Origin of the sequence: Pseudomonas sp. NBRC 111130 (assembly GCF_001320485.1) — a bacterium.
Taxonomy (GTDB): Bacteria; Pseudomonadota; Gammaproteobacteria; order Pseudomonadales; family Pseudomonadaceae; genus Aquipseudomonas; species Aquipseudomonas vlassakiae.
The window spans coordinates 1-24,946 of sequence record NZ_BCBG01000037.1 but is presented as its reverse complement, the minus strand read 5'-3'; the positions used below and the strand labels follow the sequence as shown (position 1 = coordinate 24,946).

23 protein-coding genes are annotated in these 24,946 nt (G+C 63.7%); 10 read left to right on the top strand and 13 right to left on the bottom strand.

Annotation, left to right across the window (positions count from 1 at the left end; genetic code table 11):
- Position 1 precedes the first annotated feature (1 nt).
- Positions 2-436 carry a hypothetical protein gene (locus APH33_RS16865; RefSeq protein ID WP_054886236.1) on the bottom strand — a complete coding sequence of 145 codons (435 nt, stop codon included), beginning with the start codon at positions 434-436 and terminating at the stop codon, positions 2-4.
- Positions 437-613: 177 nt separating this feature from the next.
- Between APH33_RS16865 and APH33_RS16860 the strand changes: the two genes are divergently transcribed.
- The gene (locus APH33_RS16860) at positions 614-1,558 is read left to right on the top strand and encodes an AraC family transcriptional regulator (protein ID WP_054886235.1); all 945 of its coding nucleotides are present in this window, start codon (positions 614-616) and stop codon (positions 1,556-1,558) included.
- 64 nt (positions 1,559-1,622) lie between these two features.
- On the opposite strand, the gene guaA is transcribed toward APH33_RS16860, so the two are convergent.
- From guaA to APH33_RS16840, 4 genes are all read right to left on the bottom strand, one after another.
- The gene (gene guaA / locus APH33_RS16855) at positions 1,623-3,200 is read right to left on the bottom strand and encodes a glutamine-hydrolyzing GMP synthase (protein ID WP_054886234.1); all 1,578 of its coding nucleotides are present in this window, start codon (positions 3,198-3,200) and stop codon (positions 1,623-1,625) included.
- 77 nt (positions 3,201-3,277) lie between these two features.
- Entirely contained in the window at positions 3,278-4,747 is a 1,470-nt protein-coding gene (gene guaB / locus APH33_RS16850; RefSeq protein ID WP_054886233.1) for an IMP dehydrogenase, read from the bottom strand.
- Positions 4,748-4,833: 86 nt separating this feature from the next.
- Positions 4,834-5,391 (bottom strand): hypothetical protein, encoded by a 558-nt coding sequence (locus tag APH33_RS16845; protein WP_054886232.1) that lies wholly within the window; start codon positions 5,389-5,391, stop codon positions 4,834-4,836.
- Between the two features lie 46 nt (positions 5,392-5,437).
- Positions 5,438-6,193, bottom strand: a complete 756-nt coding sequence (locus APH33_RS16840; protein ID WP_054886231.1) for a sulfite exporter TauE/SafE family protein — start codon at positions 6,191-6,193, stop codon at positions 5,438-5,440.
- Between the two features lie 97 nt (positions 6,194-6,290).
- Between APH33_RS16840 and APH33_RS16835 the strand changes: the two genes are divergently transcribed.
- The 8 genes from APH33_RS16835 to APH33_RS16800 all read left to right on the top strand — a co-directional run bounded on the left by APH33_RS16835 (position 6,291) and on the right by APH33_RS16800 (position 15,668).
- A complete protein-coding gene (locus APH33_RS16835; RefSeq protein ID WP_054886230.1) occupies positions 6,291-7,169 on the top strand; it encodes a LysR substrate-binding domain-containing protein in 879 nt (292 codons plus the stop codon).
- A gap of 135 nt (positions 7,170-7,304) precedes the next feature.
- The gene (xseA, locus tag APH33_RS16830) at positions 7,305-8,684 is read left to right on the top strand and encodes an exodeoxyribonuclease VII large subunit (RefSeq protein ID WP_054886229.1); all 1,380 of its coding nucleotides are present in this window, start codon (positions 7,305-7,307) and stop codon (positions 8,682-8,684) included.
- A 3-nt stretch (positions 8,685-8,687) separates the two neighbouring features.
- Positions 8,688-9,515 (top strand): M23 family metallopeptidase, encoded by an 828-nt coding sequence (locus tag APH33_RS16825; protein ID WP_054886228.1) that lies wholly within the window; start codon positions 8,688-8,690, stop codon positions 9,513-9,515.
- Between the two features lie 433 nt (positions 9,516-9,948).
- Positions 9,949-11,622, top strand: a complete 1,674-nt coding sequence (gene leuA, locus APH33_RS16820; protein ID WP_054886227.1) for a 2-isopropylmalate synthase — start codon at positions 9,949-9,951, stop codon at positions 11,620-11,622.
- A 167-nt stretch (positions 11,623-11,789) separates the two neighbouring features.
- Positions 11,790-12,728 carry a DUF6384 family protein gene (locus tag APH33_RS16815; RefSeq protein WP_054886226.1) on the top strand — a complete coding sequence of 313 codons (939 nt, stop codon included), beginning with the start codon at positions 11,790-11,792 and terminating at the stop codon, positions 12,726-12,728.
- Positions 12,729-12,732: 4 nt separating this feature from the next.
- Positions 12,733-14,130 carry a hypothetical protein gene (locus APH33_RS16810; RefSeq protein ID WP_054886225.1) on the top strand — a complete coding sequence of 466 codons (1,398 nt, stop codon included), beginning with the start codon at positions 12,733-12,735 and terminating at the stop codon, positions 14,128-14,130.
- Between the two features lie 36 nt (positions 14,131-14,166).
- Complete coding sequence (locus APH33_RS16805; RefSeq protein WP_054886224.1) at positions 14,167-15,309, top strand: hypothetical protein; 1,143 nt, start codon at positions 14,167-14,169, stop codon at positions 15,307-15,309.
- Positions 15,306-15,668 carry a DUF6384 family protein gene (locus APH33_RS16800; protein ID WP_054886223.1) on the top strand — a complete coding sequence of 121 codons (363 nt, stop codon included), beginning with the start codon at positions 15,306-15,308 and terminating at the stop codon, positions 15,666-15,668. Before APH33_RS16805 ends, APH33_RS16800 begins: the two co-directional genes overlap by 4 nt.
- A 62-nt stretch (positions 15,669-15,730) precedes the next feature.
- On the opposite strand, the gene APH33_RS16795 is transcribed toward APH33_RS16800, so the two are convergent.
- From APH33_RS16795 to zwf, 3 genes are read right to left on the bottom strand one after another with little or no spacing between them, the layout of a single operon-like run.
- Positions 15,731-16,411, bottom strand: coding sequence for a bifunctional 4-hydroxy-2-oxoglutarate aldolase/2-dehydro-3-deoxy-phosphogluconate aldolase (locus tag APH33_RS16795; RefSeq protein WP_054886222.1), 681 nt, complete (start codon positions 16,409-16,411; stop codon positions 15,731-15,733).
- Between the two features lie 17 nt (positions 16,412-16,428).
- A complete protein-coding gene (gene pgl, locus APH33_RS16790) occupies positions 16,429-17,142 on the bottom strand; it encodes a 6-phosphogluconolactonase (protein WP_054886221.1) in 714 nt (237 codons plus the stop codon).
- The gene (gene zwf, locus APH33_RS16785; protein ID WP_054886220.1) at positions 17,129-18,598 is read right to left on the bottom strand and encodes a glucose-6-phosphate dehydrogenase; all 1,470 of its coding nucleotides are present in this window, start codon (positions 18,596-18,598) and stop codon (positions 17,129-17,131) included. The genes pgl and zwf overlap by 14 nt, the downstream gene beginning before the upstream one ends.
- Before the next feature lie 211 nt (positions 18,599-18,809).
- On the opposite strand from zwf, the gene hexR reads away from it, so the two are divergent.
- Entirely contained in the window at positions 18,810-19,673 is an 864-nt protein-coding gene (gene hexR / locus APH33_RS16780; RefSeq protein WP_176510233.1) for a DNA-binding transcriptional regulator HexR, read from the top strand.
- Here hexR and APH33_RS16775 read toward each other — a convergent pair.
- From APH33_RS16775 to APH33_RS16755, 5 genes are all read right to left on the bottom strand, one after another.
- The gene (locus APH33_RS16775) at positions 19,666-20,520 is read right to left on the bottom strand and encodes a D-hexose-6-phosphate mutarotase (RefSeq protein ID WP_054886218.1); all 855 of its coding nucleotides are present in this window, start codon (positions 20,518-20,520) and stop codon (positions 19,666-19,668) included. The two genes, hexR and APH33_RS16775, sit on opposite strands and share 8 nt — an antisense overlap.
- Positions 20,521-20,637: 117 nt before the next feature.
- The gene (locus APH33_RS16770) at positions 20,638-21,981 is read right to left on the bottom strand and encodes a carbohydrate porin (RefSeq protein ID WP_054886217.1); all 1,344 of its coding nucleotides are present in this window, start codon (positions 21,979-21,981) and stop codon (positions 20,638-20,640) included.
- A 41-nt stretch (positions 21,982-22,022) separates the two neighbouring features.
- Positions 22,023-23,177 carry an ABC transporter ATP-binding protein gene (locus APH33_RS16765; protein WP_054886216.1) on the bottom strand — a complete coding sequence of 385 codons (1,155 nt, stop codon included), beginning with the start codon at positions 23,175-23,177 and terminating at the stop codon, positions 22,023-22,025.
- Between the two features lie 3 nt (positions 23,178-23,180).
- Positions 23,181-24,026, bottom strand: coding sequence for a carbohydrate ABC transporter permease (locus APH33_RS16760; protein ID WP_054886215.1), 846 nt, complete (start codon positions 24,024-24,026; stop codon positions 23,181-23,183).
- Entirely contained in the window at positions 24,019-24,927 is a 909-nt protein-coding gene (locus tag APH33_RS16755; protein ID WP_054886214.1) for a carbohydrate ABC transporter permease, read from the bottom strand. The genes APH33_RS16760 and APH33_RS16755 overlap by 8 nt, the downstream gene beginning before the upstream one ends.
- Between the last annotated feature and the right edge of the window lie 19 nt (positions 24,928-24,946).

The window sequence follows — 24,946 nt, the reverse complement described above, 5'->3', positions numbered from 1 at the left end:
TTCACTGCTGTTTGGCCAGGTAATCGGTCAGGAATGCCTGGGCATTGCCTTGACGCGAAAGCCCCTCGGAATAGCCAACCTGCACCGGTTGCGGCTCGCCAGGCAGGTACAGCTCACCGCCCCAGCCGCCCTGAACGACCAGTACCACGAACTTCTTGCCATTCACCGTCGTCGAGTAACGCGTGTCCTTTGCGGTCTTCTCGACCTGCATCTTCTGGATGCGCATGTCCCAGTCGTGATCAACGCCTTCGATCTGGACCAATGCTTCACTGGCAGCGCGCTCGCCAATGCGCAGCGTCCACACCTTGACGCCCTCCGTGCCCATGTAGGCAACAACCTGTTCGGCCACCACCGGCCGTTGTTCTGCATGGGCCTGGCCCAGGCTGAAAACCACCAACGCCACCAGCAGGGCAGCCCATTTGCGATAAGCGAACATCTTTTTCAATCCTGTTGCGAAAACGATCGACCATTGAAAACAGCAGCGCCGACACTGCCAACCCCCGTGGCCGGTTCGCACAAAAGATGGCCTGCCCCGCACAATGGCTGTTGCCGAAAATGTGCACGCGTTACCATTTGCGCTCATGCCGCCGCCAACCAAGGATGCTTAGCGCTCATGCCATCGAACAGCCCCTACCTGGACACCGACTTCTGCTTTGACAGGCCAGGGTCGCTCGCCGAAGCCGGTGTCCTGGACAGCCGCAAGGCGCAGATACTGGGAAGCGCCACCGGGCATTATCGGGCGCAGACGGTACACGCAGGGTTGCAATACTTCGATTGCAACCTGCAATTCCCGGAGCCGCTGAAGATCGACAAGGTGCTGCCGCAGAGCCTGTGCATCGTGCAACTGTTCGATGGCGCCTGGCAGCACAAGGTCGATGGCACTCTGAACCGCTACACACCCGGCCAATTGCACCTGCTGGGCCTCGGCGAGAGCCTGGAGGCGCAGGATCAGTTGCCTGCCGCCAGCCACGCGCGCATGGCGGGCGTGCGTATTGCCGGTGACTACCTGCATGAGCTGGCCCAAGATGAAGCGCAGCTGATGCCCCTGCTGGCCTTGACGGCAGATGGCATGCGGTTCGATCAGTTGCCACACTGCCCGGCAGTGAGCCGCCTGCTGCAGCAGCTGTATCTGTCTCCTTACACTGGCGGGCTCCGGCGCCTGCATTGCGAAAGCCTGAGCCTGGCCATCGTGCTGGAGCTGGCCCGCTACCTGATCGGCCCTGCGCACGCCACGAACAATCCGGATCGCGGGCTACGGGACCTGGCCATCGAAGCGCGTCGCCTGCTCGACGCGCAGCTGAGCGCCCCGCCCACTGCCGCCAGCCTGGCGCGCCAGCTGGGCGTGGGCGAGACCACCTTGCGCCGGGCATTCCGCGATGAATTTGGCCGGCCTATGTTGCAGTATGTGCGGCAACAACGCCTGGAACTGGCCCGCAGCCTGCTGCTGGAGCGGCGCTGGCAGGTTTCGCAGGTGGCCTACCAGGTCGGCTATGCCAACCCCGCCAACTTCTGCCATGCCTACAAGGCCTATTTCGGCCACGCTCCGGGCAGTGAATAGATTCACTGGCGCAAAAGAAAAGGGCCTGCAATGCAGGCCCTTCTCGGTCAGCGGCGGGTAGGGATCATTCCCACTCGATGGTCGCTGGCGGCTTGCTCGACACGTCGTAGGTTACGCGGGAGATACCGTCGATTTCGTTGATGATACGGCCGCTGACGGTTTCCAGCAGCTCGTAGGGCAGGTGTGCCCAACGTGCGGTCATGAAGTCCACGGTCTCGACGGCACGCAGTGCGACGACCCAGGCGTAACGACGGCCATCGCCAACGACACCCACCGACTTGACCGGCTGGAATACCACGAATGCCTGGCTGGTCTTGTGGTACCAGTCGGCCTTGCGCAGTTCTTCGATGAAGATGTGGTCGGCGCGACGCAGGATGTCGGCGTATTCCTTTTTCACTTCACCGAGGATACGCACGCCCAGGCCCGGGCCCGGGAACGGGTGGCGGTAGACCATGTCGTACGGCAGGCCCAGCTCCAGGCCGATCTTGCGCACTTCGTCCTTGAACAGTTCACGCAGCGGCTCGACCAGCTTGAGGTTCATTTCCTCCGGCAGGCCACCGACGTTGTGGTGCGACTTGATCACGTGGGCCTTGCCGCTTTTGGCGCCGGCCGACTCGATCACGTCCGGGTAGATGGTGCCCTGGGCGAGGAACTGGATGTTCTCCAGCTTGCTGGCTTCGGCATCGAACACGTCGATGAACGTGCGGCCGATGATCTTGCGCTTCTTCTCAGGGTCCGCTTCGCCTTCCAGGTTATCGAGGAACTGCTTTTCAGCGTCGGCGCGGATGACCTTGACGCCCATGTTCTCCTTGAACATGGCCATCACCTGGTCGCCTTCGTGCAGGCGCAGCAGGCCGTTGTCGACGAATACGCAGGTCAGCTGGTCGCCGATGGCACGGTGCAGCAGCGCAGCAACCACCGAGCTGTCTACGCCGCCGGACAGGCCCAGCAGGACGTTGGCCGAACCGACTTGCTCACGCACCTGGGCGATGGCGTCTTCGACGATGTTGGACGGGGTCCACAGGGCTTCACAGCCGCAGATGTCCTGCACGAAGCGCGACAGGATGCGACCGCCCTGCTTGGTGTGGGTCACTTCAGGGTGGAACTGCACGCCGTAGTAGCCACGGGCGTCGTCGAACATGCCGGCGATCGGGCAGCTCGGGGTGCTGGCCAGCACGTGGAAGTTGCCCGGCATCTGGGTGACCTTGTCACCGTGGCTCATCCACACGTCCAGGCCCAGCACACCGTCATCGTCGACGTGGTCTTCGATGCCGTCGAGCAGGCGGCTCTTGCCGACCACGTCGACGCGGGCATAACCGAACTCACGCAGGTCGGAACCTTCGACCTTGCCGCCCATCTGCTCGGCCATGGTCTGCATGCCGTAGCAAATGCCCAGTACCGGCACGTTCAGGTCGAACACCGCCTGCGGAGCGCGTGGGCTGTTGGCTTCGTGGACCGACTCGGGGCCGCCGGCGAGGATGATGCCGCGCGGGTTGAATTCGCGGATCGCTTCATCGTCCATGTCGAACGGGTGCAGCTCGCAGTACACGCCGATTTCGCGCACGCGGCGGGCGATCAGCTGGGTGTACTGGGAACCGAAATCGAGGATCAGGATACGGTGAGCGTGAATGTCGAGGGCCATGACTCAATCTCGTCAGTGGAAATCGGAAACGACGCGGGGCTGTTCGTGACAGCCCCGTTCGGTTATTGCTTGAAGCCTCAGCCTACGCGGTAGTTAGGGGCTTCTTTGGTGATCTGCACGTCGTGCACGTGGGACTCGGCCATGCCGGCACCGGTGATGCGCACGAACTCCGGCTTGGTGCGCATCTCTTCGATGGTCGCGCTGCCGGTGTAGCCCATGGACGAACGCAGGCCGCCCATCAGCTGGTGGATGATCGCAGCCAGGGCGCCCTTGTAAGGAACGCGGCCTTCGATGCCTTCCGGTACCAGCTTCTCGGCGCCGGCCGAGGAGTCCTGGAAGTAACGGTCGGACGAGCCTTGCGCCTGTGCCATGGCACCCAGCGAGCCCATGCCGCGGTAGGCCTTGTAGGAACGGCCCTGGAACAGCTCGACTTCGCCCGGTGCTTCTTCGGTACCGGCGAACATCGAACCCATCATCACGCAGGAAGCACCGGCCACGATGGCCTTGGACAGATCACCCGAGAAACGGATACCGCCGTCGGCGATCAGTGGCACGCCAGTGCCTTCCAGCGCAGCGGCGACGTTGGCGATGGCGCTGATCTGCGGCACGCCGACACCGGCAACGATACGGGTGGTGCAGATCGAGCCCGGGCCGATACCGACCTTCACAGCATCAGCGCCGGCTTCAGCCAGGGCCTTGGCCGCAGCGCCGGTGGCGATGTTGCCGCCGATCACCTGCACTTGCGGGTAGTTTTCCTTGACCCAGCGAACGCGGTCGATCACGCCTTTGGAGTGACCGTGGGCGGTGTCGACCACCACCACGTCAACGCCGGCAGCTACCAGGGCGGCAACGCGCTCGCCGGTGTCCTTGCCGGTGCCGACCGCAGCGCCAACGCGCAGGCGACCCTGGTCGTCCTTGCTGGCCAGCGGGTAGGCCTTGGCCTTTTCGATGTCCTTGACGGTCATCATGCCCTTGAGGTTGAACTTGTCGTCAACGATCAGGACCTTTTCCAGACGGTGCTTGTGCAGCAGCTCGCGGACTTCGTTCTTGTCGGCGCCTTCGCGGACGGTGACCAGACGCTCTTTCGGCGTCATCACTTCGCGGACCTTGGCGTCCAGACGGGTTTCGAAGCGCACGTCACGGGAGGTGACGATGCCGACCAGGTCGCCGTTCGCCAGCACCGGAACGCCGGAGATGTTGTTCAGGCGGGTCAGGTCGAACAGGTCGCGGACGGTGGCGTCGGCGTCGATGGTGATCGGGTCCTTGACCACGCCAGCCTCGAACTTCTTGACCTTGCGCACTTCGCCGGCCTGCTGTTCGATGGTCATGTTCTTGTGGATGATGCCGATGCCGCCTTCCTGGGCCATGGCGATGGCCAGGCGCGCTTCGGTGACGGTATCCATGGCAGCGGAAACCAGCGGAATGTTCAGCTCGATGCCACGAGTCAAACGGGTCTTGAGACTGACTTCATTGGGCAGTACCTCGGAGTAGCCAGGTACAAGGAGGATATCGTCGAAGGTCAGGGCTTCTTGGCTGATACGCAGCATCGCGGGGGCTCCCGGGCGGGAAAAATGGAAGCGCGCCATTATACTCATCCACGGCGCGCCGCTCAATGCAAAATAAGGGCCTTCGGTCAGCCTTGTGGCACTTTTACCTGCACCACCGCCACCGGCTGGTCGAGCCAGTCGGCGAAGCTGTCGAGAAAGGCCTGGGTGAACCCGGCCTCGCCCCAGTTGTTGAAGATGAACCCAAGGTTGGAAAAGGCACATGGCTGCAGGTAAATGAAGCCATTGATGTCGTCCTCATGGCCGCACAGCGGGCAGGTGAAGTTGTCGCTCACCGCCGGCATCCACTCCTCCAGGCTTTCGAACAGCGGCTCGCCGACCTCGCGCCGGCACTCCGGGCAACCGGCCTCCTCAAGGAAGCCCTCGGTCGGGGTATAGATGCAACGCTTGAGCATCACTTCCAGGCCATTGACCTGCTCGCCGAACGGTAGCCTGTCAGGGTGCAGGGCGACCTTGCGCGCGCCCTCGGCCAAGGCATGGCCCATGCGGTTGCCGGTGCGCCCGCAGGTGGTCAGTTGTTCTTCGACGATCTTCTCGCGCACCAGCCAGCGCAGGATGGCCCGCGAACGGGCTTCATGCGAAGGCACGGTGGACAGCTTGGGGACGATGATGCTCTGGGTGTTCATGAACGAAGCGGGCCTGCGGACTGCGGTAATCCTGCAATTCTACCGCTCAGCCGCTCAGGTAGCGACCGATCAGCGCCAGGCCGCTGGCCAGCACCAGCCAGGTGACCAGGCGCACGAAGGCTTCGCGGGACAGCTTCAGGGTCAGTCGACGGCCTGCCCAGAGGCCGATGAACATGACCGGCAACAGGCAGACGGCGAGCAGTAACAGGCTGGTGTCGGCGTAGACGCCGGCAATCAGGAACAACGACAGGCGCACGAGGGTGCTGCAGCTGATCAGCGCGCTCTGGGTCGCGCGTACCTGCTCTTTTATCTCCAGGCGGGCGCTCAGGTAGATCGCATAGAGGAAGCCGCCACTGCCGAACAAGGCGCCGAACAGCCCGCCAACCGTGCCCATGGGCACCGCCCAGAAGCCCGACAACCTGGCCGGCCGTACCTTTACCGCCAGGCCGTAGACCGCATACGCGGTGACGAACAGGCCCATCAGCAGCAACAGCAGGTCGGACTTCAGGTGCAGCAGGAACACCACGCCCAGGGTGCAGCCCACGGCCATGCACGGCAACAGCCGCAGCAGCTCGCCGCGCACCACATCGCGGCGTGATGGCAGCAGGTTGCCGAAGGCGGCGACGAAGTCGAGCAGCACCAATAGCGGGATGATTCGCGACAGGGGCATGAAATGGATCAGTATCGGGCCCGCCACCAATGCCGTGCCGAAACCGGCAATGCCGAAGACGATGTAAGCAGCGCCGACGCCGAGCAGGATGGGCAGCCAGTCAAGGCCGGAAAACGACAACTGGGCGAGCATGGCAGCAGTTCCTGGGAAGACAGACAAAGGTTAGCCAGCCACAAGCCATGCCGACTAATATGCCTTTAACTCCATACCCATCTCGAAAAGGCATGACATGACGTCGATCCGCCAGTTGCGTTACTTCGTGGAAATCGCCGAATGCGGCAGTTTCAGCGGTGCCGCCGAACGGCTGTACATCGCTCAGTCGGCGCTGAGCCGGCAGATCAAGGAGCTGGAGCAGCAACTGGGCACACCACTGTTCGAGCGTACCGCGCGCCTGCCGCGCCTGACATTGGCTGGCCAGGCCTTCCTGGAACGTGCGCGGCGCTTGCTGGCCGACCTGTCACAGGCTGAGCGGGTGACCCGCGACATTGGCGAAGGACTGCAAGGCAGCCTGCGCCTGAACCACTCCAGCACGGTACCGCTGACCGGCCCGCTGCTGGCCCGACTGGGCACTTACCTGCGGGGTAACCCAGGGATTGCGCTGGAGATCGCCCAGCAGTCTTCGGAGGCCCAGCTGGAGGACATCGCCGCCGGACGGCTGGATATCGGCCTGTTGCGCTTGCCGGTACTGCGCCAGCATGAAGGCGTGGTACTGCAGGAGCTGTTCAGCGAACCGTTGTTGCTGGCGGTTGCCGCCGGGCATCCGCTGGCCGGTGCAGCGCGAGTGAGGCTGGAGCAGCTGCGAGAAGAGCGCTTTATTTCCATTCCGCATCGCGATCGTGGCGGGCTGAGTTACCTGTCGGCCTCACTGTGCATGGACGCTGGCTTTTTCCCGCGAGCGGCGCAGGTGCTGTCGCGCAAGACCACGCAGTTGCAGCTGATCCAGGCGGGATTCGGGGTGGCGTTGTTGCCGGATTGCATGCGGGAAATTGCACCAGCCTCGGTCAGTTTCGTGGCGCTGGAGCGGGGATGCGAGAGTACCGTGGCGCTGGCCTGCCGACGCGATGCGGGACAGATGGTGCGCCAGTTCGTGGCAGCGATGCATGACTGACTGGTCCCATCGCCGGTGAGTTCCCCTGCAGTTACTGCGCTGGGCTGAGGCAATGCGAGGTGCTTGTGGGAGCGACCAGGCTGACGATTGGGGCAAGACAGACAACCGGGGCCGATGTCCTTTATGATGCCCGCCATGATCAGAGACCCTTTCGAACGACTCGGCCTGGACCGTGAGGTCCTCACCGTCAGCCAGCTCAACGGCCGCGCCCGCGTGCTGCTGGAAGACGTGTTCCGCAGCGTCTGGGTGGAAGGCGAGATATCCAACCTCGCCCGCCCGGCCTCCGGCCACATGTATTTCACCCTCAAGGACAGCGGCGCCCAGGTGCGTTGCGCGCTGTTCCGGCAGAACGCTACCCGCGTGCGCCAGGCACTGCGTGACGGCCTGGCGGTGCGTGTGCGCGGCAAGGTTTCGCTGTTCGAAGGGCGTGGCGACTACCAATTGATCCTCGATACCATCGAACCGGCCGGTGATGGCGCCCTGCGCCTGGCCTTCGAGGCGCTGAAGGAAAAGCTCGGCGCCGAAGGGCTGTTCAGTGCCGAGCGCAAGAAGCCGCTGCCGGCCCATCCGCAGCGCATCGGCATCATCACCTCGCCCACTGGCGCGGTGATCCGCGACATCATCAGCGTGTTCGGCCGCCGGGCACCGCAGGTCGAGCTGAGCCTGATACCCACCGCCGTGCAGGGCCGCGAGGCGATCAACCAGATCGTCCGTGCCTTGCAGCAGGCCGACCGGCTGGGCTTCGACGCACTGATCCTGGCCCGCGGTGGCGGCTCGCTGGAAGACCTCTGGTGCTTCAACGAAGAAGCCGTGGCACGCGCCGTGGCCGCTTGCGTAACCCCCATCGTCAGCGCCGTCGGCCACGAAACCGATGTGTCGATAAGCGACTTCGTCGCCGACGTGCGCGCGCCGACGCCGTCGGCGGCCGCCGAACTGCTGGCCCCCGACAACAGCGGCCTGCAGCAGCGCCTCGACGGCCTGCAGCGGCGCCTGCTGCTGCGCATGCAAAACCGCCTGACCCACGACCGCCTGCGCCTTGACTCACTGACCCGGCGCCTGCGCCACCCCGGCGAACGCCTGCGCCAGCAAGCGCAACGCCTGGATGACCTGGACATGCGCCTGCGCCGCGCCTTCAACCTCAACCTCAACCAGCGCCGCGAGCGCCTGGCGCGGCTCGATACGCGCCTGGCCGCGCAACACCCTGGGCGCACCCTGAAAATGCTGGAGCAACGCCTGGATAGCCTCGCCGAGCGCCTGCCACGGGCCATGCGCGAAGTGCTCAAGGACCGCCGCCAGCGCTTCCAGGCCCAACTGCAGACGCTGCAGGTGGTCAGCCCGCTGGCGACCCTGGCGCGTGGCTACAGCATCCTTCTCGACGAGCAGGGCCAGGCCATCCGCAGCGCCGGGCAGACTCGCAACGGCCAGCGCCTGACCGCCCGCCTGAACGAAGGCGAGTTGCAGGTCCGCGTCGAAGACAATCACCTGACCCCGGTCACCCTCTCCTTACTGGACTGACACATGCCCCGCCTGTTCGCGCCCCTGCTCGCCCTCTCCCTCATGCTGCTGGCCGCAGGCGCCCAGGCCAGCTACATCACCCGCACCCTGAACAAGCCCGTGCCGGGTGGCGTGGCGGTGGTCGACCTTGGCCCGGCGGCCACGGCGCCGAGCGCGCGCTTCGATGGCAAACCGGTGCTGGTGGTCAAGGAGCAGGACAACTGGCTGGCCATCGTCGGCATTCCGTTGACCCAGAAGCCCGGTACCGCCGTGTTGACCCAGGCCGGTCGCAGCCTGCCATTCAGCGTCGGCAGCAAGAAATACCCCGAACAGCACATCACCTTGAAGAACACCCGCCAGGTCAACCCGAACCCGGACGACCTCAAGCGCATCGACCGCGAGCTGGCTGAACAGATCAAGGCGTATCGCAGTTTCAGCCCGGTATTGCCGAGCAACCTGATCCTCGACAAACCGGTCAGCGGGCCGCTTTCGAGCAAGTTCGGCGTGCGTCGCTTCTTCAATGGCGAGGAACGCAACCCGCATGCCGGGCTGGACTTCGCCGTGCCGGCGGGAACACCGATCAAGACCCCCGCCAACGGCAAGGTGATCCTGGTGGGGGACTACTTCTTCAATGGCCGAACGGTGTTCGTCGACCATGGGCAAGGGTTCATCAGCATGTTCTGCCACATGTCGAAGATTGATGTTCAGCTTGGCCAGCAACTGCGCCGTGGCGACGTGGTCGGGCGCGTGGGCTCGACCGGGCGCGCCACCGGCCCGCACATGCACTGGAATGTCAGCCTGAACGATGCGCGGGTGGATCCGGCGATCTTCATTGGCGCGTTCCAGCCTTGAGCTCCGCGCCGCCTGCTTCGCGGGCATGCCCGCTCCCACAGGGTATCGCGCCGCTCCCGAAGGCTGCGCAATACCTGTGGGAGCGGGCGAGCCCGCGAAGGGGCCAGCACTGACACTCACACATTCGGCGTGTTGCGCCATGGAAAAATACTGCGCAAGCGTCAATAAGTACTCATAAACTTCCAGCTATAAAATCTCGCCATTGCGCTTTTTTTAAGCATTTCTCTCAATTTTTTCCCAACGCTTGCCATCCCCCAACCCACTGGTTAGGGTTGAGGGCATGAAAACCTTCAGCACCCTCATCCTGCTCCGACAACACCGCAGCCTCTGCCTGGTCAGCGCCCGACTACCAGGTTGATCGCATCGCCTCGCCTGTTCATCTCGTTATCGCTCGGCAGGCCCGATCTCGGCCGCACACAAAAGGATTGCTTCCATGACCATGCTCAAAGACCCATCGAAGAAATACCGCGCTTTCCCGACCATCGACCTGCCTGACCGTACCTGGCCGTCGAAGACCATCACCCAGGCGCCAATCTGGTGCAGTTCGGACCTGCGTGATGGCAACCAGTCGCTGATCGAGCCGATGGACTCGGAGAAGAAGCTGCGCTTCTGGAAGACCCTGGTGCAGGTCGGCGTGAAGGAAATCGAAGCCTCGTTCCCGTCGGCCTCGCAGACCGACTTCGACTTCGTGCGCATGCTCATCGAAGACGGCCACATCCCGGACGACACCACCATCCAGGTGCTCACCCAGGCCCGTGAAGACCTGATCGCCCGCACCTTCGAGTCGCTGCGCGGGGCGAAGAAGGCCATCGTCCACCTGTACAACGCCACCAGCCCGTCGTTCCGCCGCATCGTCTTCAACCAGGACAAGCAGGGCGTGAAGGACATCGCGGTGAACGCGGCCAAGCTGTTCGTCAAATATGCCGCCCAGCAGCCAGAAACCCAGTGGACCTTCCAATACTCGCCAGAAACCTTCAGCGCCACCGAGATGGAGTTCGCCAAGGAAGTCTGTGATGAGGTGATCGAGGTTTGGAACCCGACCCCCGAGCACAAGATCATCCTCAACCTGCCGGCCACCGTGGAAGTGTCCACGCCGAACATCTACGCCGACCAGATCGAGTGGTTCTGCCGCAACGTCAGCCGGCGCGACAGCGTGATCATCAGCCTGCACTGCCACAACGACCGTGGCACCGGCATCGCCGCCACCGAACTGGGCCTGATGGCCGGCGCCGACCGTGCCGAAGGCTGCCTGTTCGGCAACGGCGAACGTACCGGTAACGTTGACCTGGTGACCCTGGCGCTGAACCTCTACACCCAAGGCATCGACCCGCTGCTGGACTTCTCCGACATCGACGGCGTGCGCAAGGTGGTCGAAGAGTGCAACCAGCTGCCAGTACACCCACGCCACCCGTACGTCGGCGACCTGGTCCACACCGCATTCTCTGGCTCGCACCAGGACGCCATCCGCAAGGGCTTCGCCAAGCAGCAGGAAGGCGAGCTGTGGGAAGTGCCATACCTGCCGATCGACCCGGCCGACATCGGCCGCAGCTACGAGGCGGTGATCCGCGTCAACAGCCAGTCGGGCAAAGGCGGCATCACCTACCTGCTCGAGCAGGAATACGGCATCAGCCTGCCACGTCGCATGCAGATCGAGTTCAGCCAGGTGGTGCAAGGTGAAACCGACCGCCTGGGCCTGGAAATGACCGCCCAGCAGATCTACAGCCTGCTGCACAAGGAATACCTCCAGGCCAATGCCCCCTACGCACTGGTCAGCCACCGCCTGCAGGAAGAAAACGGCCACAGCGCAGTGGAAGTGGAAGTCGCCGGTGAAGGCGAAACCACCCTGCACTGGCGCGGCAAGGGCAACGGCGCCCTGGAAGCCCTGGTCGCCGGCTTGCCGGTATCGGTGGAGATCATGGACTACAACGAGCACGCCATCGGTGCCGGTACCAACGCCAAGGCGGCGGCCTACATCGAACTGCGCGTGGCCGGCGGCCGTCCGGTGCACGGCGTGGGTATCGACGAGAACATCACCACTGCCAGCTTCAAGGCTCTGTTCAGCGCACTGAACCGCTCGCTGAGCCAGCAGGAAGCCAAGGCGGCATAAGCAGCCCCCGGCAAACCAGGCCCGCATCCTTGATGCGGGCTTTTTTTTTGCCTGTTTGCCCGCGTCCAGAGGCTGGCCACTGTTTTGCCTTGCGGTTTGGGTATACTGCGCCAGCCCTCTTCAACTCATGCAAGGAGCACCATGAGCCGCCGCCAGGAATGTACCCGATGAGCGTCCCGCTGAGCGAACAGATCGGGGCCATGGGCCTCGTCGACCAGCTGCGTCATCGCGAGATGGAAATCCAGGAACACCTGGACCTGCCCCGGCGTCGCGCCGAAGTGGCCGAGCGGATCCGCAGCTATTACCAGAACAATGGCATCGCCTTCGAAGACGCGATGATCGAAGAAGGCGTACGCCTGTTCTTCTCGCGCCGCCTGGTGTTCGAGGCCCCCACGCTGAACTTGGCCCAGCGCCTGCTGGTACGCCTGAACATGGCGCGCGGCACGCTGCTGAAGATCACCGCAATCGGCGCCGTGACAGTGGCCCTGCTGCTGGGCCTGAACTGGTCAGAGAACATCCGCGCGCAAAGAGAAACCGCGCAATTGGCAACGCACAGCCAGGCCCTGCAGCACCGGCAACAACAGATGCTTGAGCGCCTGAAGGCAGTGACACTGCCCGCTGAGGATCGCCAGGCTCTGACGGGCTGGGCCGTACAGGCCGGGAAAGACATCGCCAGCCAGAAGTTCAAAGTGGCAGAAAACACGCTCGGTGTGCTGGATGACTACCTGGACTACGCCGCCGAGCCCCTGACCCTCTCACTGGTCGACCGCCCCGGCGTCAAGTCCGGCGTGGAACGCTGCTACGAAGCGGCCGGCTGCAGCGCGAACAGCCTGCGAGGCAAAAGCTGGTACCTGATCGTCGAGGCCCTGGACGCCACCGGCAAGCCAACCCAGGTGCCAGTGACCAGCGTCGAGGACGGCAAGACCCGCTGGGCCGACCAGTTCGGCGTGCGGGTCAGCCATGACGAGTACCAGAAGCTGCGCCAGGACAAGCTTGACGATGGCCATATCAGCCAACGGGTCATCGGCGACAAGCCCGCCAACACCCTGGCCCTGCGCTTTACCCAGCGCACCAGCTCAAACCCCGACATGATCCTGCAATGGTGACGCCATGACCCCGACCGCCCTCGCCAAAGCACTTGAGAAGAACTCGCGCCAGGCCGAAAAGCACCTGCGCCAGGCCGAGGAGGCCTTGTATGCCGAGGCCGACCAGGAAACCCGACTCGAACACCTGATCGCGTCGAAACTGAGCGAAATCGCCGGCCTGCACCTGGAAGCCAACCCCGCGCAAGACCAACACACCCGGCAACTGCTCGAACAGCGTGAGCTGGAGCGTACGGCACTCGGCCAGCAACTCGAGCAGGTCGAACGGTCCATCGCCAGCAGCCTGGCGAAACAGCAGGCAATACGCCAGAACCTCGGCCAGCTGGATGCCAAGGCCCAGGCCCTGCTGGAACAGGACCCGGCACATCGCCGTTTGCTCGAGCAGCTGGACGCCGCTGACCTGGCCGAACGGCAAGCCCAGGCCGGCTACACGGAAATCCGTGACGAATGCGCCAGCAAGCTGCAAGTCTACGCCACCCACCCCCTCTACTGCTTCCTCAAGGCACGCCAGTACGGTACCGAGCAGTACCGCCCCAAGCTTTTCCAGCGTGCACTGGACGACTACCTGGCCCGCAAGGTGGACTTTCGCGTCAACCACGCCAACGAGCAGATCCTCCTGGCCATGCAAGCCCGCAACGAGACCCTTGCCCAGACCCTCGGCGAGGCGCGCCAGCAGTTGCATGCACAACACCAGCAACAACTGGACAAGGCGCGCGAGAGCCTCGGCATGCAGGCGTCGATGACCCAAGAGCAAGACCTCGACACGTTGCTTGGCGAGGCCAAGGCCCAGGCCAGTGCGCTGCATGCGCAGCTGGCCGCCTTCAACGAGCAGCGTGACCCGCACCTGCAGCAGCTGCGCCAGGCGATCGCCAAGCGGCTCAAGGAGCGGCCTCTGGCCGAACTGATCGTCGAGGCGGCCAAGACCCCTGACCAGCGTGACGATGTACTGGTCGGCGATCTGCAATTGCTGCACGCCCGCCTGCGGGAACTGCAGCAGCGCCTGAGGGCCGCACGCGACGAGGCCGCCGACCAGCGCCGCCTCTACGAGCGCGCCAAGACCCTCGAGTACGCACTGCGTGACGACCATTACCGCGATCCGAGTAACGAATACGAGCTGCCCCAGCCAATCGAGCAGGTGCTGGCGGGCTATATGCAAGGCCAGTTCGACACGTACGCCGTGCAGAAGCTCCTCGACGAAAACCGCCAGTATGTGCCGCTGCACCGCCGCGGCGATGCCAGGAACCACCAGTGGGGCAGCGCATCGATTTATACCTCGGGCGACTTCGCTGGTTCGCGCACCTCGTCCGGTAGTACTTTCCACACCTCGAGCAGTTCAGGTGGCGGGGGGTTCAAAACCACCCACAGCTCAGGTGGCGGCGGCTTCCGCACTACCGACAGTTTCTGACGCACTCCCCAGACAACCACTCAGGCAAGGACACCCATGAGCCAATACCTCCAACGCGCCCTCGACGGCCTGCGCCAACTCGGTATCTCCTTCAGCCAGCCGACCCAACCGGCCCCGGTGCTGGTACTGCTGGACAAGGTCGCGCACTACGACGAACAACGCGTCACCGGCATTGCCGCAGTGCTGCAACAGGCGACGCTGTTCAACCAGACCGTGCGCGAACAGATCGCCGGCATGGACATCTCGCACCGCTACATGAACATCACCGACAGCTTCACCTCGATCCGCGAGGATGCAGCCGCGATGGCCTCGTGGATGGACGACGGGCGCCTGGACACCGTCGAACGCCTGAAGATGGCCTGGATGAACATGCGCCGCGGCTCTATCCCGAGCCGTTTCGAGGACATCCGCAAACATTACCTGGACGTGTGCGAAGCCGCCAGTGACCAGATCACCCGGGAAGGCCTGATCCTTGAGTCGTACATGGACTTCCGCCTGGCCATGAAGACTGCCGAGGTCGACGCCCAGCAGGTGCTGACCCTCGCCGGGCAGTCGCTGCAGCAGCGCACCCAGGCCCTGGATGCCGCCAACGCCGCCGTGGCCGCCGCCGAAGGGCAGGAACCGGCCCAGCGCGCAGCCCTTGAGCTGGCCCGCGACGAGGCGGTACGCGCGCTGCAGAATGAAGACAAGAGCTACCAGATCGTCAAGGACATCGCCGACGACCTGCGGGTCGGCTACAACACCGCCGAGATGGTGTTCGCCCGCATCAGCCAGGTGCACGTGGTCAAGGAGCGCCAGTACCAGCGCATGATCTCGTTCTTCTCCACCAACGAAGTGGTGCTCACCAGCCTGGCCGTGTCGTTCACCGCCAACCAGGGCATGGCCGAGGCCACCCACACCCTCAACGCCACCACTGCCGGCATCAACAAGGGCCTCGAGGCCTTGGGCGAGCTGGGCAACAAGCAGCTCGGCGCAGCGATGAAAGCCAGCTATGGCTCGACCCTGCGGGTCGAATCGGTACGCGCGCTGGCCCAGGCCACCCTGGACTTCCAGAACGACATGAAAGGCCTGACCGAGACCTACCGTGCCGAGTCGACCAAGGCCGCGCAGGACATCGCCACGGCCGTCGAAGACGCCAAACGCGCCTTCTCCAACCTGCTGACCAAGGCCGCGCAGTGAAGCAAGGCTCGCTCAGCGAACAGATGGGGGCCATGGCCCTCGTCGATCAGCTGCGCCTGCAGCAACGGCAGGTGCAGGATCACCTGGACCTGCCGCGCCGTCGCGAAGAAGTGGCGCAACGTATCCGCACTTATTACCAGGCCCAGGGAATCGCCTGCGACGACGCTGTGATCGACCAGGGGGTACGGGCTTTCTTCGCCGAGCGCCTGGTGTTCAAGGCACCCGAGCTGTCTCGCCAGAGCCGCTCATGGTGCTGGCTGATCACGCGCCAGGGACGTATCGCGGTATTGCTGTTCCGTGCCTTGCTACTCATCGGCACCTTCGCCCTGGTGGCGAAGCTCGAAGCAGTGACCCGCTAGCGGGCGGCAAAAAAAAGGGGCGCCGACCAAGCGCCCCATAAGCCGTAAAGCACACAACAGATTCAGTTGGCGTCCAGCAGTGCCATCGCCTCGGCGCTGCACGCCTCGATACGCGCCCAGTCGCCGTTCTTGATCCAGCTGCTGTCGAGCATCCAGGTCCCCCCCACGCACATCACATTGCCCAGTGCCATGTAATTGCGCACGTTGGCCGGGTTCACACCGCCAGTCGGGCAGAAACGAATGTCGCCGAACGGGCCGGCGAAGGCCTTGATCGCCGCCACACCGCCGCTGATTTCCGCCGGGAACAGCTTGAAGCGGCGATAGCCCAGGGCATAGCCCATCATGATCTCGGATGGCGTGCTGATGCCTGGCAGCAGCGGGATCTCGCTGTCGACACCGGCTTCGAGAATGTCCTGGGTGATGCCCGGCGTGACGACGAACTGCGCGCCAGCGGCTTCCACCGCCGCGAACATGCTGCGATCGAGCACAGTGCCGGCGCCGACGCACAGCTCCGGGCGCTGCTCACGCAGCACCTGGATAGCCTTCAGGCCATGCTGCGAACGCAAGGTCACCTCCAGGGTGCGGATACCGCCCGCAGCCAGGGCGTCAGCCAATGGCAGGATGTCTTGCTCACGGGCAATGGTGATTACCGGGAGGATGCGCGCCTGTTCGCAGATGGCATCGATCCGGGCGGCTTTATCCGCCATCGAAAGCTTGGGCTGTGGGCGTTCAAGGGTGGTCATGACTGTGGATCCTTGGCTCATGGGCACCAGTAGATGTCCAGGGGGTCGTGAAGAAAGGCGCGAATCGGCATTTCGGAAAGGTCGTTGCCCGCCAGCGCGGCGCGCAGGGTAGCGAGTTTGCCCGGGCCTTGCACGGACAGCGCGATGAATGCCGCACTGGCCAGCAGCGAGCGCGTCATCGACAGGCGCTGGTGCGGCACGCTCGGGGCCAGCATCGGCAGGCAGCGGCGCTTGCTATTCAGCGCCAGGCCTTCGGCAAGGTTGGGGCTGTCGGGGAACAGCGAGGCGGTATGGCCATCGTCCCCCATGCCCAGCACCAGCACATCGATCGGCGGCAGTTCTGCCAGGGCCTGATCGGCGCTCACCGCGGCCGCCTCGAGGCTACCGGCCTGCCGATAGAGCCCGACGAAGCGGGCCTTGGCGGCAGCGACCTTGAACAGGTGGCGGGCCAGCAGCCCGGCATTGCTGTCGGCGTGCTCCACCGGCACCCAGCGCTCGTCGGCCAGGCTGACGGTGACCTTGGTCCAGTCCAGCGGCTCAACGGCCAGCCTTTCGAGGAAGGGCACCGGGCTGCGACCGCCAGACAACACCACGCAGGCTTGCCCCTTGGCGGCAATGGCTGCACGCAGGCGTTCGGCCACGTCATGGGCCAAGGTAGCGCAGAGCGCCTTGGCTTCAGGCAGGTCGTGCGCCCGCACCGCTGCAGGCAGTTTCAATTCAGATATCGCCATACCACGCCCTCCCATCACGCGTGATCAATGCAATCGAGCTCATCGGCCCCCAGGAACCCGCCGCGTAAGGCTTGGGCGCATCGCCCGCGTTACGCCAGCCGGCGATCAACTGGTCACACCACTTCCAGGCGTACTCGATCTCGTCCTTGCGCACGAACAGGTTCTGGTTGCCCCGCATCACTTCGAGCAGCAAGCGCTCGTAGGCATCCGGGATCCGCGAACTGCGCCAGGTATCGGAAAAATTCAGTTGCAGCGGGCCACTGCGCAGTTGCATGCCCTTGTCCAGGCCCTGCTCCTTGGTCATTACCCGCAAGGATATGCCTTCGTCCGGTTGCAGGCGGATGATCAGCTTGTTACCGATCTGCAAACGCTGTTCCGGGGCGAAGATGTAGTGCGGGGTTTCCTTGAAGTGGATGACGATCTGCGACAGCTTCTGCGGCATGCGCTTGCCGGTGCGCAGGTAGAACGGCACACCCGACCAGCGCCAGTTGCGGATGTCGGCACGCAGGGCGACGAAGGTTTCGGTGTCGCTCTGCGCGTTGGAGTTGTCTTCCTCCAGGTAGCCAGGCACCGGCTTGCCATCGCTGTAGCCGGCGATGTACTGGCCGCGCACCACGCGGGTGCTCAACCCTTCCCCGGTGATTGGCGCCAGCGCCTTGAGTACCTTGACCTTTTCGTCACGGATGCTGTCGGCCGACAACTCGCTGGGCGGGTCCATGGCAATCAGGCAGAGCAGCTGCAGCAAGTGGTTCTGGATCATGTCGCGCAGCTGGCCGGCCTTGTCGAAATAGCCCCAGCGGCCCTCGATGCCGACCTTCTCGGCCACGGTGATCTCCACATGGGAGATGGAGTTCTGGTTCCACTGGGTTTCGAACAGACTGTTGGCAAAACGCAGGGCGATCAGGTTCTGCACGGTCTCCTTGCCCAGGTAGTGGTCGATGCGATAGACGCGGCCTTCCGGGAAGAAGCGCGCCACGGCATCGTTGACCCGCCGCGACGACTCCAGGTCATGGCCGATGGGTTTCTCCAGCACCACCCGCGTGCGTGGCGCCAGGCCGGCCTTGTCGAGGTTCTCGCAGATCGCGCCGTAGACCGCCGCCGCGGTGGCGAAGTAGGCGATCAGCGGCTGCTCGCCGGTCAGTTGTTCGGCCAGGGCCTGGTAGCCTTCGGGCTGCAGGAAGTCCAGGTGCTGGTAGCGCAGGCGGCCAAGGAAGCGCGCCAATGCAGCGGGCTCGATGTCAGCCTCGGGCACATGCCGGCGCAGGTGCGCTTCGATGGTGTTCAGGTGATCTTCGGCACTTCCGGCCTCGCGGGCCAGCGCCAACAGACGGGTGTCGGCGTGCAGGAGGTTGGCACGGTCGAGCTGGTAGAGCGCAGGAAACAGCTTGCGCAAGGCCAGGTCGCCGAGTGCGCCAAACAGGGCAAAGGTGCAAGGTTCGACACTGATCGCAGCCATGATGTTGGTTCTTTCCTAAAGTTGGTCTAGGAATACCGCTTTCACACACGGTTTTCAAGGGATAATGTAGTAAAAACCACAACATTACACTCAAACGTTAGAGACAAGTGGTACGTCAATCGCGCCGACAGTACGATAGACGACCGTGCAAAAAGCCTGCTGCTCCCACAGCCGGCTGTCTTCCCGACCCAAGGACACACCCATGGACCGCGTGCGAAACCTCCTGGAACAGATCCAGGGACGCCTCGACGAGCTGAACAAGGCCGAACGCAAAGTCGCCGAAGTCATCCTGCTCAACCCGCAACAAGCCACCCGCTTCAGCATCGCCGCGCTGGCCCAGGCGGCCAAGGTCAGCGAACCGACCGTCAACCGCTTCTGCCGTTCGTTCGGCGTCAGCGGCTACCCGGAGCTCAAGCTGCAACTGGCGCAGAGCCTGGCCAGCGGTGCAGCTTACGTAAGCCGCGCAGTGGAAGCCGACGATGACCCGGCAGCCTACACCCAGAAGATCTTCGGCAGTGCCATCGCCTCGCTTGACAGCGCCTGCCAGCAACTGGACCCGCAACAGGTCAGCCGTGCCGTGGACATGATGATCCAGGCCCGGCAGATCCACTTCTTCGGCCTCGGCGCCTCGGCACCGGTGGCGCTCGATGCCCAGCACAAGTTCTTCCGCTTCAACCTCGCGGTATCGGCCCATGCCGATGTCCTGATGCAACGCATGCTGGCCTCGGTGGCACACACTGGCGACCTGTTCGTGATCATCTCCTACACCGGGCGCACCCGCGAACTGGTCGATGTGGCACGCCTGGCCCGGGAAAACGGCGCCTCGGTGCTCGGCCTGACGGCTGCCGGCTCACCGCTGGCCCAGGCCTGCAGCCTGAGCCTGCACATTCCGCTGCCGGAGGACACTGACATCTACATGCCGATGACCTCGCGGATCATCCAGCTGACCGTGCTCGACGTGCTGGCTACCGGTATGACCCTGCGCCGCGGTGTGGACTTCCAGCCGCACCTGCGCAAGATCAAGGAAAGCCTCAACGCCAGCCGCTACCCGATCGAGGACGACGAACTCAACTGAGCCGGTGCGCCTGCAACCGCAGGTGTGCACGCTGCCCCGGTGCCAGGCTCAGGCCCTCACCACTGCCACTGGCCGCCTCGACACAGACGAAGCCCTGGCATTCACGGCCGCTGACGCCCATCAGCGGCCGGTTGCCCGGGTGCCAGACCACGGTGTCGTCGCTGTCGCCCGTATCAATGCACAGTTCACGCTCCCAGGCCGGGTCCTGCAGCTGCACCCTTGGCGTACCCGGGTAAACCTTCTGGCAGCCGCCCTTGAGCTTGAGCGCGCCGCCTTCACGGCAGGCCTGGCGACTCAGGCGGTCATAGCCTTCGATATCCTCAAGCCCAGACAGCGCTATCTCGGAAACGTCACTGATGCGCCAGTAGGCCAGCAGCGCATGACTCAGCTGGCAAGGTTCGCTGTCCTGATGCTCGGTGCTCAGGCTCAGTTCCATACGGCTGCCAAGCCTGGCGTGCAGGTCCACCTGCCAATCGCACAGGTCCAGCCGCCACTTCAGGCTGACGCCCTCCTCGTCTTCACGGCTGTCCACCAGTTTCCAGTCCAGCAAGCGCGCCCAGCCATGGGCAGGCCACAGGTCTTCACTGGGGTGACGGCCATACCAGGGCCAGCACACCGGCACTCCACCGCGAATCGCGCCCACTTGCGGCCATTGCTCGGCGCACCACAGCCAGGGCCGCTCGCCGCTCGGCTGGAAGTGCAGCAGTTGCGCGCCCTGGCGGCTGAACACCGCCTGGCAACGGGGATGGTCGATGATCAGCACATCGCGCTGCTGGTAACGCTCCCACTCGAACGTCGGCCGGGGCCGCTGCGAGGAAAAGAAGCGATGTAGCGGATGTTCGGGCATGGTTCCAAGCTCTTGTTGTTTGAGATAGCGCTGTCTCGGCCTGTTCCCGACAACCACTGCAAGCCAGTGGGTGCCGGGAGCCGAATTTGGATTGGCGTAAATTTACAACAAGTATGCTTAGAAAGACGACTGAATCTTCAAACCTGCGACCAGCGCGTTGTCCACTTCGTCCACACCGCCCGGGCTCTTGATGTACTGCAGGTTGGGCCGTACGGTCAGCCAGTTGGTGACATGGAAGCCGTAGTAGAGCTCGGCGTTGTATTCGGTGCGCTGCAGCGGCACGAAGCCTGGGTTGTCGTAATCATCGATACCGCTCTGGGTGTTGAGCAGTTCGGCGCGCTTCTTGACGTCGTCATTTACGTGGATACGCGCCACGCCGAAACCGATATCGTCCTTGGGCCGAGCGTCGAAGGCACCTTTGTAGACCAGGCCGACCTGCTGGTAGTTGTCGACCACGTTGGTGGCCTTGTCATGCACGGTGAAGTTGGCGAACAGGCTCAGGCCACGGTTGATGTCGCCGCCATGGGCGGTGACCTGCTGCTGCGCCACTACCCACCAGCCGTGCTTGCTCGAGTGCGACTTGAAGGCCTCGCCGGTAACCGCCTGCGGGTTGCCGTTGACATCTTCGAACACGTCGTCGGCCTTGGCCGTGCTGTAGTAATAACCCAGGCGGTACTCGCCCGGCAGGCCATTGACCTTGGGGGACCAGACCATCTCCACCGGCAGGATCGCGCCTTTGGTGCCGCTGCCGCTGAGCTTGAAGCCGTTGCCGGTCTCCAGGTTGGACGGGTTCTGTTCGAAGGCACCGACCTGGACGAAAAATTCCGGGGTGATGTTGTACTTCACCCGCAGCGCCCACTGGCTGACTGGCCAGTTGTACCAGATACCGCCGACCCAGTTGCCCACTTGCGAACCGCAGAAGGCCAGGTTCTGGAAGTCGCAAGGGAAGCTGTTGAAGTCCTCGCCCTCACCGAAACGGCCAACTTTGACGTCCAGCGCGCCGTCGAAGTACTTCTGCTTGACCCACATCTGTGTAAGCCGCCAGGTCTGGCCACGGCCCCACACTTCCTGCACCGAGCTGAACTGCCCGGCACGCGGGTCGCTGATGCGGTCGTTGGACAGGTTGCGGCCACTGCGCTCAGTGATCGCCAGCTTGAATTCGGCATCGTGCCAGCCGAGGATCTTCTGCAGGTCCAGGTGTGCGCCAAGGGCGAACTGGTCGCTGTAGCGCGCGGTCTTGTCGTCGTTGTAGCCGCCATGCAGGTTGCCGGCCACCTCGCCGACATAGTCGAGGGTGAAGTCATAGCCCTTGTCCAGCAGCTCGGTGCGGGCGCCGCCCCAGTCGCCGGTCATCCATTTCGACTCGCTGGAGAATGCCTCGGCAGCCTGCACCCCGCTGCTGCCAACCACGGCGAGCAGGGCCAGTGAACCCAATGTGCTGATGCGATTGCGCTGTTCCATCCCTTTGCGTCCTCTTTTTTCTTATTGACGGTGTAGACGAGTTATCGGCCCTTGAAGTGAGCCACGTTGTCCTTTACGGCGGTATGACTGCTGGCCAGGTGCAAACGCTCGCCGCTGTCGGCGTCGAACAGCAGCACCCGAGCCGGGTCGAACTGCAGATCCAGGCTGTCGCCTACCCGGCAGGCAATGTCCGGCGCCAGGCGACAGCAGACCTTGGTCTGGTTGAAGGTAACGAACACCAGCAGGTCCGGCCCGGTGGGCTCGGTCACCTGCACTTCGGCGCGGATACCCGGCAGGCCATTGCCCTCGCCTGCGCCCAAGGCAATCTGTTCGGGGCGAATGCCGAGGATGATCTCGCGACCGTCGAGGTCATCATTGGCCGGCCCCAACGGCAGTTCGCAGCGGGCCTGGCCGCTGTCGAGCACCGCCAACAGGCGCCCGTCCTGTTTGGTCAGGCGTACCGGAATGAAGTTCATCGGCGGCGAACCGATGAAGCTGGCGACGAACTGGTTGGCCGGGTCGTTGTAGATCTGCTGTGGGGTGCCGAACTGCTGGATGATGCCGTCCTTCATCACCGCCACCTTGTCGCCCAGGGTCATGGCCTCGATCTGGTCGTGGGTGACATACACCGTGGTGGTCTTCAGGCGCTGGTGCATCAGTTTCATTTCAGTGCGCATCTCGACCCGCAGCTTGGCATCGAGGTTGGACAGCGGTTCGTCGAACAGGTAGATCTTCGGTCGCCGCGCCAGCGCCCGGCCCATGGCCACACGCTGTTGCTGGCCACCTGACAGTTGTGCCGGCTTGCGCGCGAGCAGGTGCTCGATCTGCAGCAACTTGGCCACCCGCGCCACCTCTTCGTCGATGGCGGCCTGCGGCATCTTGCGAATCTTCAGGCCGAATTCGATGTTCTCGCGCACGCTCATGGTCGGGTACAGCGCATAGGACTGGAACACCATGGCGATGTCGCGATCCTTGGGGCTCATGCCGCTGACGTCCTGATCATCGATGAGGATCGCCCCGCCGGTGATGTTTTCCAGGCCGGCGATGCAGTTCATCAGGGTCGACTTGCCGCAGCCAGAGGGGCCGACCAGGATCAGGAACTCGCCATCCTTGATCGAAAGCTGGATGTCCTTGAGTGTGTCTGGCAGGCCGCTGCCGTAGGTCTTGTTCACATTGCGAAGTTCGAGCGTTGCCATGACTTACCCCTTGACCGCGCCGGCGGTGAGCCCGCGGACGAAATATTTGCCTGCCACCACGTAGACCAGCAGGGTTGGCAAGCCGGCGATCATCGCCGCCGCCATGTCGACGTTGTATTCCTTGGCCCCGGTGCTGGTGTTGACCAGGTTGTTCAGGGCCACGGTGATCGGTTGCGAGTCGCCACTGGAAAACACCACGCCGAACAGGAAGTCGTTCCAGATCTGGGTGAACTGCCAGATCAGGCAGACCATGATGATTGGTGTTGACATCGGCAGGATGATGCGGCGGAAGATGGTGAAGAAGCCGGCGCCGTCCAGGCGCGCAGCCTTGACCAGGGCATCGGGAATGCTCACGTAGAAATTGCGAAAGAACAGCGTGGTGAAAGCCAGGCCGTAGACCACGTGCACCAGCACCAGGCCGGTGGTAGTACTGGCCAGGCCCAGCTTGCCGAGGGTGAACGAGGCCGGCAGCAGCACGGTCTGGAACGGCAGGAAGCAGCCGAACAGCAGCAAGCCGAAGAACAGTTGCGAACCGCGGAAGCGCCACATCGACAGTACATAGCCATTCAGTGCGCCGATGGTGGTGGAGATCAGCACCGCCGGTACGGTGATCATGATCGAGTTCCAGAAGTAGCCACTCACCGTAGCCCAGGCCTTGACCCAGCCGATACCGGTGATCACGGCAGGCCAGCTCAGCAGGTTGCCGGTACTGATGTCTTCCGGCGATTTGAAGCTGGTGAGCAGCATTACCACTAACGGCACCAGGTACAACAGCACGGCGATCAGCAGCACCGCATGGATCGCGACGCGGCTCGGGCTGAGCGCTGGTTTCTCCGAAAGACTATGCATGGCGCTTGCTCCGCAGTTCCGAGTAGAGGTACGGCACGAGGATCGCCAGGATCGCCCCAAGCATCAGGATGGCGCTGGCCGAGCCCATGCCCATCTGGCCGCGGCTGAAGGTGAAGGAGTACATGAACATCGCCGGGAGGTCGGAGGAATAACCCGGGCCACCAGCCGTCATCGCCGCCACCAGATCGAAACTCTTGATGGCGATGTGCGACAGAATCATCAGCGAGCTGAAGAACACCGGGCGCAGGCTGGGCAGTACCACGGTCCAGTAAATGCGCGGCAGGCTGGCGCCGTCGATCTGAGCGGCGCGGATGATCGACTGGTCGACCCCGCGCAGGCCGGCGAGGAACATCGCCATGATGAAGCCCGAGGCCTGCCACACGGCGGCGATCACCAGGCAGTACACCACCCGGTCAGGGTCGATCAGCCAGTCCAGGCGAAAGCCCTCCCAGCCCCAGTCGCGCAGCAGCTTGTCCAGGCCCATGCCGGGGTTGAGCAACCACTTCCAGGCGGTGCCGGTGACGATCATCGACAGCGCCATGGGGTACAGGTAGATGGTGCGGATGAAGCCTTCGCGACGGATGCGCTGGTCCAGCAATACCGCCAGCAGCACGCCAATGGCCAGGCTGATGGCGATGAACAAGCCACCGAACAACATCAGGTTCTTGCTCGCTACCCACCAGCGGTCGTTGTCGAACAGCCGGGCGTACTGCGCCAGGCCTGCCCACTTGTAGGTCGGCAGAAAGGTCGAGGTGGTGAAGGACAGGACGAAGGTCCACAGGATGTAGCCGTAGAAGCCCACCAGGACGATGAACATGCTCGGCGCCAGCACCAGTTTCGGAAGCCAGCGCTGCAGCGCGTCCAGGGGGGAGGCCCGCAGTTGGGCGGTTGTTGTTGTCATGGGTCACCTTTCAGGCGCT

What these genes read in the sequence shown, in the direction of transcription:
- APH33_RS16795 (WP_054886222.1), bottom strand. Translation starts at nt 16,411, where the DNA reads ATGACCACCCTTGAACGCCCACAGCCCAAGCTTTCGATGGCGGATAAA.
- xseA (WP_054886229.1), top strand. Translation starts at nt 7,305, where the DNA reads ATGATCAGAGACCCTTTCGAACGACTCGGCCTGGACCGTGAGGTCCTC.
- APH33_RS16770 (WP_054886217.1), bottom strand. Translation starts at nt 21,981, where the DNA reads ATGGAACAGCGCAATCGCATCAGCACATTGGGTTCACTGGCCCTGCTC.
- APH33_RS16765 (WP_054886216.1), bottom strand. Translation starts at nt 23,177, where the DNA reads ATGGCAACGCTCGAACTTCGCAATGTGAACAAGACCTACGGCAGCGGC.
- APH33_RS16775 (WP_054886218.1), bottom strand. Translation starts at nt 20,520, where the DNA reads ATGCCCGAACATCCGCTACATCGCTTCTTTTCCTCGCAGCGGCCCCGG.
- APH33_RS16815 (WP_054886226.1), top strand. Translation starts at nt 11,790, where the DNA reads ATGAGCGTCCCGCTGAGCGAACAGATCGGGGCCATGGGCCTCGTCGAC.
- APH33_RS16845 (WP_054886232.1), bottom strand. Translation starts at nt 5,391, where the DNA reads ATGAACACCCAGAGCATCATCGTCCCCAAGCTGTCCACCGTGCCTTCG.
- APH33_RS16840 (WP_054886231.1), bottom strand. Translation starts at nt 6,193, where the DNA reads ATGCTCGCCCAGTTGTCGTTTTCCGGCCTTGACTGGCTGCCCATCCTG.
- guaA (WP_054886234.1), bottom strand. Translation starts at nt 3,200, where the DNA reads ATGGCCCTCGACATTCACGCTCACCGTATCCTGATCCTCGATTTCGGT.
- APH33_RS16810 (WP_054886225.1), top strand. Translation starts at nt 12,733, where the DNA reads ATGACCCCGACCGCCCTCGCCAAAGCACTTGAGAAGAACTCGCGCCAG.
- leuA (WP_054886227.1), top strand. Translation starts at nt 9,949, where the DNA reads ATGACCATGCTCAAAGACCCATCGAAGAAATACCGCGCTTTCCCGACC.
- APH33_RS16825 (WP_054886228.1), top strand. Translation starts at nt 8,688, where the DNA reads ATGCCCCGCCTGTTCGCGCCCCTGCTCGCCCTCTCCCTCATGCTGCTG.
- APH33_RS16805 (WP_054886224.1), top strand. Translation starts at nt 14,167, where the DNA reads ATGAGCCAATACCTCCAACGCGCCCTCGACGGCCTGCGCCAACTCGGT.
- APH33_RS16835 (WP_054886230.1), top strand. Translation starts at nt 6,291, where the DNA reads ATGACGTCGATCCGCCAGTTGCGTTACTTCGTGGAAATCGCCGAATGC.
- zwf (WP_054886220.1), bottom strand. Translation starts at nt 18,598, where the DNA reads ATGGCTGCGATCAGTGTCGAACCTTGCACCTTTGCCCTGTTTGGCGCA.
- APH33_RS16755 (WP_054886214.1), bottom strand. Translation starts at nt 24,927, where the DNA reads ATGACAACAACAACCGCCCAACTGCGGGCCTCCCCCCTGGACGCGCTG.
- APH33_RS16865 (WP_054886236.1), bottom strand. Translation starts at nt 436, where the DNA reads ATGTTCGCTTATCGCAAATGGGCTGCCCTGCTGGTGGCGTTGGTGGTT.
- APH33_RS16860 (WP_054886235.1), top strand. Translation starts at nt 614, where the DNA reads ATGCCATCGAACAGCCCCTACCTGGACACCGACTTCTGCTTTGACAGG.
- pgl (WP_054886221.1), bottom strand. Translation starts at nt 17,142, where the DNA reads ATGGCGATATCTGAATTGAAACTGCCTGCAGCGGTGCGGGCGCACGAC.
- guaB (WP_054886233.1), bottom strand. Translation starts at nt 4,747, where the DNA reads ATGCTGCGTATCAGCCAAGAAGCCCTGACCTTCGACGATATCCTCCTT.
- APH33_RS16760 (WP_054886215.1), bottom strand. Translation starts at nt 24,026, where the DNA reads ATGCATAGTCTTTCGGAGAAACCAGCGCTCAGCCCGAGCCGCGTCGCG.